Consider the following 8,539-nt stretch of genomic DNA (forward strand, 5'->3'; position numbering starts at 1 on the left):
TGTTCGGGGGCGTGGCGTTTGCGTTCGAACCGGGCGGCGAACTCCTAGCGCAAAGCACCGACACGGAGTCCGTCGTGGCGTTCGACGTGGACCCCGCCCGGTCGCGGGCGCAGCAGGCGCTGTATCCCTGCTACGTGAAGGAATAGCCATGGGGCGGGCGCCTGCAAACGCGCCCGCGCCGGATCATCCCGCCATCACGCAGTCAGCAGCGCCGGCTGACTGTAGGATTGCGCCGCCTGCTGCGCGCCGCCCTGTCCCTGCGCCGGCAGCCGGAATGCGCTGACCGCCGACTGCAGCCGCTGCGCCTGCGTTTCCAGCGACGAGGCGGCCGCCGCCGCTTCCTCGACCAGCGCCGCGTTCTGCTGCGTGACCTGGTCCATCTGCGTGACGGCGGTATTGACCTGGTCGATGCCGGTCACCTGCTCGTTGGACGCGGTGGCGATGTCGTTCACCAGCAGCGTCAGCCGCTCGATGGTCTCCAGGATCTCGGTCATCGTCAGGCCCGCCGCCTCGACCTGCGCCGAGCCGGCCTGCACCGTGGCGCCCGAGGCGTCGAGCAATTGCTTGATCTCCTTGGCGGCGCTGGCGCTGCGCTGCGCCAGCGACCGGACCTCGGCGGCCACCACGGCAAAGCCCTTGCCTTCCTCGCCCGCGCGGGCCGCTTCCACCGCCGCGTTCAGGGCCAGGATGTTGGTCTGGAACGCAATCCCGTCGATCACACCGACGATGTCCTCGATGCGGCTGGAGTCCTGCGCGATTGCGCGCATCGTGCTGACCGCGGCCTGCACGGCGTTGCCGCCGCGCTGCACCACCTCGGAGGCGGTGCTGGCCATTTCGTTGGCCAGCCGGGCGTTCTCGGCGTTGCTGGTCACGGTCGACAGCAGTTGCTCCATGCTGGCCGCGGTTTCCTCCAGCGACGCCGCCTGCTGTTCCGTGCGGCTGGACAGGTCCTGGTTGCCCGCCGCGATCTCGCTGGAACCCGTGTTGATCTCGACGACGCCGTCGCGCACGGCATGCACGGTGCGCACCAGGCTCGCCTGCATGTCCTGCAGGAAGGGGATGATCTGGCCCACGCAGTTCCTGCCGAACGACGGAATCGGCGTGGTCAGATCGCCGCCCGCGATGCGCTGGAAGTGGCCCTTCAGCGAATCCAGCGGACGTTTGACGAAATACAAGACGTAGCGGTCGCCCAGGATCAACAGCAGCAGGCAGATGCCCAGCACCACACCCATGCCGATATAGGCCTGGCGGCGGTTGGCGTCGGCATTGGCCAGCAGTTGGACTTCGCGCGCCTGCGCGTACGCCTCGTATTCCTCCATGCTCTTGCCGAAGCTGCGGCTGGCGGTGACCACCGGCCCGGACGCCTGGACGCGCGCCTTGTCGACCTCGCCCGCATCCAGATGCCGGCGCTGCACGGAAATGCCGTCGGCCAGCGCGTCAAAACCGGAACGCATCGCGTCCAGCAGCGCCGTCGGGGCGTCGTGCCGGGCCAGCTCGATGAATTGCGCCTGATGTTTCTTCGCTTCGGTCAGCGCGGTGTCGATGCTGCGCCCTTCGGCCGCGGCCTGGTCTTTCTGGCCGCCGGCCACGTATTCCAGCTGGCGCGACAGCCGCAGCCGCGCGCGCATGATCTGGTCGTTGACGCGGGAAAGCGCCGATACCTCGTGCAGGAGTTCGTTGCTGGCTGCGAGCGCTTCCTCTGCGCTGCGCAGCCCATGGACGCTGATGGCCGACAAACCGGCGATGAAGAGGCTGATCACGAGCAAGGTGCCCAGGATCATGCGGCGGATGGTGATGTCTTTCAGAAACTGTGTCATGCGCGTCGTCCCAAAGGTGCAGCAAGCCTGCATAAGGACAACGGCCCCGCCAGAACCTTATTTAGCGGATGTTGCACATCTTACGAATATGACGGCGCACCGCCCGAATATATCGACACGAACGGCAATAGTGTTGCGTGATGACGTTGTCATCGGACACCTGGCGTGTCAGCGCGACGCCGGGGTCTGCACCGGTTCACTTGCGTCGAACCGCAGGCGGGCAAAGCTGGCGATGCACGCCAGTCCGGCGCACAGGCCGCCAAGCCACAGGGCCGCGATGGCGCCGTGCGTGGTTGAGACGTTGAAGCACGCGGCGACCATGGCCGCGCCGGAGGCCTGTCCCAGCAGGCGCACCGTGCCGATCATGCCGCTGGCCCCGCCCGCCCGCGACGCCGGGGCGGAGGTCATGATGGCCCGCAGGTTGGGTGACTGGAAAAAACCAAAGCCCGCGCCGCAGATCGCCATGCGCCACGAAATGTCCAGCACCGACGGGTCGGCCGGCATCAGCGCCAGCAAGGCCATGCCCAACGCCAGCAAAGCCAGCCCCACGCCGCCCAGCATGCCCGCCGGATAGCTGTCGGACAGCCGCCCCGCGATCGGCGCCATGAAGGCCACGACGACGGGCCATGGCGTGATGAGAAAACCGGTCTGGACCTGGCTGTAGCCCAGCACCGACTGGAACAAAAACGGCAGCGACACGAAGGCCAGCGCCTGGGCGGCGAACGCGCACACGGCGGTGGCCGCGGACAGCGCAAAGAGGGGGCGGCGCAGCAGGTCCACCGCCAGGATGGGCGCGGGGTGGCCTGCCTGGCGCCGCATCAGCAGCCAGAGGCTGCCCGCCGCCAAGCCGCCCTCCAGCGCCACGCGCGGCCACGGCGCGCCGTGCGCAAGTTCATTGGTCGCCAGGACAAGCAGCCCCAGCGCCATCGCGCACAGCAGCGCGGCCAGGCCGTCGAATCCGTGACCGGATCGCGTGGTGTCGGGCAGGCCGCGCAGGGCCAGCACCGCCGCCAGGATACCGATGGGGAAATTGACCAGAAACAGCCAGTGCCACGACCCGAGCAGCAGGATGGCCGACGCCACGGTCGGCCCGCCGGCAAACGACAGGCCAACCACCATGGCGTTCAGGCCCAGGCCTCGGCCCAGCATGTGCGAGGGGTAGATGAAGCGCAGCAGCGCGCCGTTCACGCTCATCACGCCCGCCGCGCCCAGGCCTTGCAGGATGCGCGTGGCGACCAGTACGGGCAGCGACGGCGCCAGGCCGCTTGCCAGCGAGGCCAGCGTGAATACCGCGAGCCCGACGATGTAGACGCGCCGGTGACCCAGGATTTCGCCCAGCGCGGCCGCCGGCAGCAAGCCGGCCACCATCGCCAGCTGATAGCCGCTGATGACCCAGATGGAACCCGCCTCGCTGGCTTGCAGGTCGCGCGCGATGGTCGGCAGTGCGGTATTGGCGATGGCGGTGTCCAGACTGGCCATGCAGACCGCCAGCATGACGGCGATGAGTGCGCCCAGGCGCTCGGCGGCGGGCAGGCCGACGCCGGCCGGATAAACGGTGCTGCGGGAGAACGAGAGCATGAATGGGCTGCGCTGCGTGGGCGTCCGGGCGGGTGCGTCCGGATTCGTAGGGACTGATTCTAATGCGCTGTTTGAATTCGACGCTTTCCGCCCTACGGCACACGCGGAAATATGGGCATGCGCTGCGCGCTGGCCATTCAAGATGTGCGCGTGCGGTTTAAATCGGAAGGCGAACGGCGATTATCGATTTCAATAATAAGGGCGGTAATTGTCACTTAATGAAACTGCAACGGAAATTCAATCACAACAATATGTACAGTGAAAATCCCGAACGTCGCATAGGAGAGGATGCATATTGCAGCGCGATATTTCGGCCCGATTGGTTAATAATCGTAATAAAAGCACCCTGAAAAAGAAACTATTTGGTGCCGCATACCAATATTTGGACGTACGATTATCCGCAGCAGGATTGATGGTGCAACCGAATACCGTGGAGGCATTTTTCATGAAACGCTCGACCCTACGTGCAGCGACATTGTGTTTGTTTATCGGTGGTGCGGCGCCCGGCATAGCGCTCGCCCAGACTGCCACCGCCAATTTCAACGTCACGCTCACCATTACCGCAAACTGCGTCATATCCGCCACCGATCTGAGTTTCGGCAGCCAGGGCGTGTTGAATACCGCGGTTACCAGCAACACCAATCTTTCCGTCACGTGCAGCAACACCACTCCCTATACCGTCGGCCTGAATGCCGGCACGGGCACGGGGTCGACTGAAGCGCAACGGTTCATGAGCGGCGCCGGCGCCAATACCGCGACGGTGGCCTACCAGCTCTACAAACCGGGCAGCACCACGGTCGTGTGGGGCGACGCCGACGTGGCGGCGCGAGTGGGCGGCACCGGCACCGGCGCCGCGCAGCCCATCCAGGTGAACGGCGTCGTGCCCGCGCAGACCACGCCGGCGCCCGGCACCTACTCCTCCACGGTCACCGCGACGGTCTACTTCTAAGGGAGCGACCCGATGCGGATGTTTTTTCGGGCGCTGTTCGCGGCCTGCCTGGCGGGCTGTGGCGGCGCGGCGGTGGCGGCTGCACTGCAGATTTCTCCGGTACTGGTAGAACTTGCGCCCACGCAAGGCGCTGGCGGCATCATGCTGCGCAATCCCGGGTCCACGCCCATCTACGGGCAGGTGCGCATCTACGGCTGGGAACAGGCGGACGGCGACGATGTGCTGGCGCCAACCGAGGTCATCCAGGCCAGTCCGCCGATCATCCAGGTGCCGCCGGGCGGCGAGCAGCTGGTGCGGCTGGTGCGCGTGTCCAAGGACGCGCCGCCGCTGCAGCAGGGGTTCCGCCTCATCATCGACGAGATTCCCGACCCGTCTTCGCCCGGCGTGAATGGCGTGGTGCTGCGACTGCGCTATTCAGTGCCGGTGTTCGTGGCCGGCACGACACCGTCACCCGAACCCGAGCTGGCCTGGCGCGCGGAACGGTCTGGCGGCGACTGGGTGGTGAGGCTGTCCAACAGCGGCAGCCGCTATGCCCAGGTGGCCGCGCTGCAGATTCTGAATGCGGCGGGCAAGCCGGTGGCCGAGGTGGAGGGGCTGCTGGGCTATGCACTGGCCAACCGCGCGCGCCAATGGAACATCCCGGCAAAGCAGGGCGCGGCCGGGCCGGTGAAGATCAGGGCAATGATCAACGGCGACATGGTGACCGTCAGCCCGCGTTGACCGCATGACCGCGTGCCGGCGCGCCGGCAATCACAGAAGGGCAGTCTATGGCATTGCGCGCTACCCGTCACCGCGGGCAACGCGCCTTGGGTCTCGCACTCTTCCTGCTGGGTGCGCCGGCCCTGGCGGCGGATACGCCCGATCAGCTGGTCTCGTTCGGCAGCATCGCCGAGCGCGACGTGTATCTGGAGGTCAGCATCAACGGCGTCAACACATCCCAGCTATTGCGCTTTCACGACACGCACGGCCGCCTGTCCGTCAGCGGCGCGGCGCTGCGCTCGCTGGGCGTGGACCTGTCCTTGATCGGCATGTCCGACACGCGCGAAGTCAGCCTCGATGCCGTGGCTGGCCTGCGCTACGTATACAACCCGGCGGCGCAGTCGGTGGATCTGGTGCTGCCCGACACGCTGCGCATGCCGTACGAGGTGAACACGCGCGGGCTGCCGGCGACGCCGCTGGCGACGGCCGGGCGCGGCGTGGTGGTGAACTACGACGCCTATGCGCAGACCGACTACGAGTACGGGCTGTCGCTGTATTCCGAACAGCGTTACTTCGATTCGAATGGCGTGTTCAGCAATTCGGGCACGGCCTACTTCGGCGGCCGCGGCGATGAATACGTGCGCTACGACACGTTCTGGACGCGCTCGGATCAGGAGACGCTGCGCACGCTGCGTCTGGGCGACACGATCACCTCATCGCTGAACTGGTCGCGTTCGGTGCGCGTGGCCGGCGTGCAATGGGGCCGCAATTTCGCGTTGCGCCCGGACCTGGTCACCTTTCCGGTTTCGTCGCTGAGCGCGTCGTCGGTCGTGCCGTCGTCAGTGTCCCTGTTCGTCAATGGCGTGCAGCAGTATTCGGGCAATGTCCCGCCGGGGCCGTTCGTGGTCAACCAGATTCCGGGCATCACGGGCGCGGGCCAGGCGACGCTGATCACGCGCGACGCGCTGGGCCGCACCGTCAGCACATCGGTGCCCTTGTACATCGACCCGCGGATGCTGGCGGCGGGGCTATCGAGCTGGTCGGTCGAGGCGGGCTTCGTGCGCCGCCAGTTCAGCGTGCGCTCGTTCGACTACGACAGCAAGCCGGTGCTGACGGCGTCTGGGCGTTACGGCTACACCGACAACCTGACGCTGGAGGCGCACACCGAGGCCGGCCCGGGGCTGTACAACGCGGGCGCCGGCGCGATGGTGAAGATGGGGCAGCTTGGCGTGCTGAGCGGATCGCTCTCCGGCAGCGCGGGCGATTTCAGCGGCGGACAGGTCAGCGTGGGCTACCAGTACGTGCGGCCGGAATTCAGCGTGGACACGCAGGTCACGCGCCTGATCGGCAACTACGGCGACCTGGGCTCCCGCGAAGACGCGCCGGTGCCGCGCCAGACCGATCGCGTGACGGTGTCGATGCCGCTGGGCCGCTCGCAGAGCGTGGCGCTGAGCTACATCGGCTACCGCATGCCGAACGTGCCGATGGCAAAGCTGGGGTCGGCCTCGTACACGGCCAACCTGCACAGCCGCGTGGTCCTGACGCTGAGCGCGTACAAGGACTTTTCGCAAACGAATTCGGAGGGCGTCTTCCTGGGACTGGCGTTGATGCTGGGCGAGCGCGCGCAGGCCGGCGTGTCGGTCGGCCGCCAAGGCGGCGAGGACACCTACAGCGTCAACGCGCAGAGCAGCGTGCCGTACGAGGGCGGTTGGGGATGGGCGGTGCAGAACGGACGCAGCGGCGGCATGCAGCTCAATCAGGGCCAGCTCCAGTATCTGGGCCAGTACGGACTGGTGAGCGGGCTGGTGCAGGACTATGGCGGCCGGACGCAGGCGTCGGTGCAGGCGTCGGGGTCGCTGGTGATGATGGACGGCACCGTGATCCCGTCGCGCCGCATCAACGATAGCTTCGCGCTGGTCTCCACCGATGGCGCGGCCGACGTCGCGGTGCTGCACGAAAACCGCCGGCTGGGCCGCACGAATGGCAGCGGCCATCTGCTGGTGCCGGACCTGAACGCCTATCAGACCAACCGCATCTCCATCGACCCGGAAGACCTGCCGGTGGACGTGCGGTTGGATTCGACGCGGGCAGTCGTCGTGCCGCAGTCCGGCGCCGGCGTGCTGACCACGTTCAAGGTGGAAAAGTACGACGCGGCATCGGTGATCCTGACGCTGCCGGATGGGGCCTTCGTGCCGGTCGGGGCGGAGGTTGCCCACATCGAGAGCGGCAAGCGAACCGTGGTGGGTTACGACGGCCTGACGTTCGTGGAGGACGTGGCGGAAACCAACCGGTTGCGGGTGCGCGGCGGCGGCGTGTCGTGCGAGGCCGTGTTCGATTACGTGCGTTCGGATGCCGATCCGCTGCCGACGCTGGGACCGGTCGTGTGCGAGCCGTTGAATCGGGGGAAACCATGAGAATCGCCTTGCTGCTTGCCGCCATGGGCGTCTGCGCGGGCTATTCCGGCGCGGCGCATGCAAACACGTGCGCGCTGTCGGCCGGCACGACCGCCACGCTGGATTTCGGCACGGTCAATCCGCTGCTGCCGGGCGACACGGTGGCGGACGGAACGATCGCCGTGACCTGCAATTTTTCGCTGCTCGCCATCGGCGCGCGGCTTTGCTTCAGCCTGGGCGTGGGCAACACCAGTCCGTCCATCGCGGCGCGCGCCCTGGGCGCGGGCACGAACCGCATGAACTACAACCTGTACACGGATGCGGCGCGGACCCAGATCTGGGGCGCTGCGACGGCCGGGCAGCCGACGTCGCAGACGCTCACCGGCCCGCTGCTGGGGGGCGGCAACGTGTCCACCACCTTCCGGTTCTACGGCAAACTGCCGGGCGGGCAGTCCACGGTGCCGACGGTCGGAAACGCCAATACCGTCTACAGCGAAACCTATGCGACGACCGGCCGCCTGGACGTGCTGTTTGGCCTGCTGTCGGGCCTGTCGAATTGTCCGCTGGCGGCGCCGACGCAGCGCATTACGATTCCGCTGGTGGTGCGCACGACCGTGCAGAAGAACTGCACCATCAACGCGACGGACATGGCGTTTCCCCCGCGGGGCGTGCTGAACGCCGCGGTCACGGCCAACAGCCAGATCACCGTCCGGTGCACCAACGCCAACGCCTTCTCCCTGGCGTTGAATGGCGGCTCGGTCGCCGGCAACGTGCTGGCGCGCAAGATGAAACACACGACCGCCGCCGACACCGTGAACTATCAGCTTTACCAGGATGCGGCCTACGGCACGGTCTGGGGCGATGCTTCGGGCGGCGCGCCGCGGGCGGGCGTGGGCACGGGCGCCAACCAGACCTTCACGGTGTATGGCCGCGTGCCTGCGCAGACGACGCCCCGGCCGGGCACGTACCGCGACGTCGTCACCGCCACGATCACCTTCTGAACACGCGGCGCCGCGGCCGCGTCCGTTCAGGCGCACCGCGACAGTCAGGCCTCACCCGCGCGCCGCGTCAGGATTGCAAGGGTGTGGCTCGCGGCTTGACCG

6 protein-coding genes are annotated in these 8,539 nt (G+C 67.2%); 4 read left to right on the forward strand and 2 right to left on the reverse strand.

Annotation, left to right across the window (positions count from 1 at the left end):
• Nucleotides 1-194 precede the first annotated feature (194 nt).
• Together B3446_RS23020 and B3446_RS23025 are read right to left on the reverse strand one after the other, a co-directional pair.
• On the reverse strand, nt 195-1,817 hold the full coding sequence (locus B3446_RS23020; protein ID WP_291385643.1) for a methyl-accepting chemotaxis protein: 1,623 nt from the start codon (nt 1,815-1,817) through the stop codon (nt 195-197).
• A gap of 168 nt (nt 1,818-1,985) precedes the next feature.
• Nucleotides 1,986-3,395 carry an MFS transporter gene (locus B3446_RS23025; protein ID WP_291385646.1) on the reverse strand — a complete coding sequence of 470 codons (1,410 nt, stop codon included), beginning with the start codon at nt 3,393-3,395 and terminating at the stop codon, nt 1,986-1,988.
• A 445-nt stretch (nt 3,396-3,840) separates the two neighbouring features.
• Between B3446_RS23025 and B3446_RS23030 the strand changes: the two genes are divergently transcribed.
• The 4 genes from B3446_RS23030 to B3446_RS23045 are packed head-to-tail and all read left to right on the forward strand — an operon-like array spanning nt 3,841 to nt 8,437.
• Nucleotides 3,841-4,344: a Csu type fimbrial protein gene (locus B3446_RS23030; protein WP_191576486.1), complete on the forward strand. Its 504-nt coding sequence runs from the start codon at nt 3,841-3,843 to the stop codon at nt 4,342-4,344.
• 12 nt (nt 4,345-4,356) lie between these two features.
• On the forward strand, nt 4,357-5,064 hold the full coding sequence (locus tag B3446_RS23035; RefSeq protein WP_291385650.1) for a fimbrial biogenesis chaperone: 708 nt from the start codon (nt 4,357-4,359) through the stop codon (nt 5,062-5,064).
• 47 nt (nt 5,065-5,111) lie between these two features.
• Nucleotides 5,112-7,457 (forward strand): fimbria/pilus outer membrane usher protein, encoded by a 2,346-nt coding sequence (locus B3446_RS23040; RefSeq protein WP_313492833.1) that lies wholly within the window; start codon nt 5,112-5,114, stop codon nt 7,455-7,457.
• Nucleotides 7,454-8,437 (forward strand): Csu type fimbrial protein, encoded by a 984-nt coding sequence (locus B3446_RS23045; protein ID WP_291385655.1) that lies wholly within the window; start codon nt 7,454-7,456, stop codon nt 8,435-8,437. The genes B3446_RS23040 and B3446_RS23045 overlap by 4 nt, the downstream gene beginning before the upstream one ends.
• Nucleotides 8,438-8,539: the final 102 nt, after the last annotated feature.

It is taken from the genome of Achromobacter sp. UBA5777 (genome assembly GCF_002418565.1).
GTDB classification, from domain to species: domain Bacteria; phylum Pseudomonadota; class Gammaproteobacteria; order Burkholderiales; family Burkholderiaceae_B; genus Achromobacter; species Achromobacter animicus.

What these genes read in the sequence shown, in the direction of transcription:
- B3446_RS23045 (WP_291385655.1), top strand. Translation starts at nt 7,454, where the DNA reads ATGAGAATCGCCTTGCTGCTTGCCGCCATGGGCGTCTGCGCGGGCTAT.
- B3446_RS23040 (WP_313492833.1), top strand. Translation starts at nt 5,112, where the DNA reads ATGGCATTGCGCGCTACCCGTCACCGCGGGCAACGCGCCTTGGGTCTC.
- B3446_RS23025 (WP_291385646.1), bottom strand. Translation starts at nt 3,395, where the DNA reads ATGCTCTCGTTCTCCCGCAGCACCGTTTATCCGGCCGGCGTCGGCCTG.
- B3446_RS23030 (WP_191576486.1), top strand. Translation starts at nt 3,841, where the DNA reads ATGAAACGCTCGACCCTACGTGCAGCGACATTGTGTTTGTTTATCGGT.
- B3446_RS23035 (WP_291385650.1), top strand. Translation starts at nt 4,357, where the DNA reads ATGCGGATGTTTTTTCGGGCGCTGTTCGCGGCCTGCCTGGCGGGCTGT.
- B3446_RS23020 (WP_291385643.1), bottom strand. Translation starts at nt 1,817, where the DNA reads ATGACACAGTTTCTGAAAGACATCACCATCCGCCGCATGATCCTGGGC.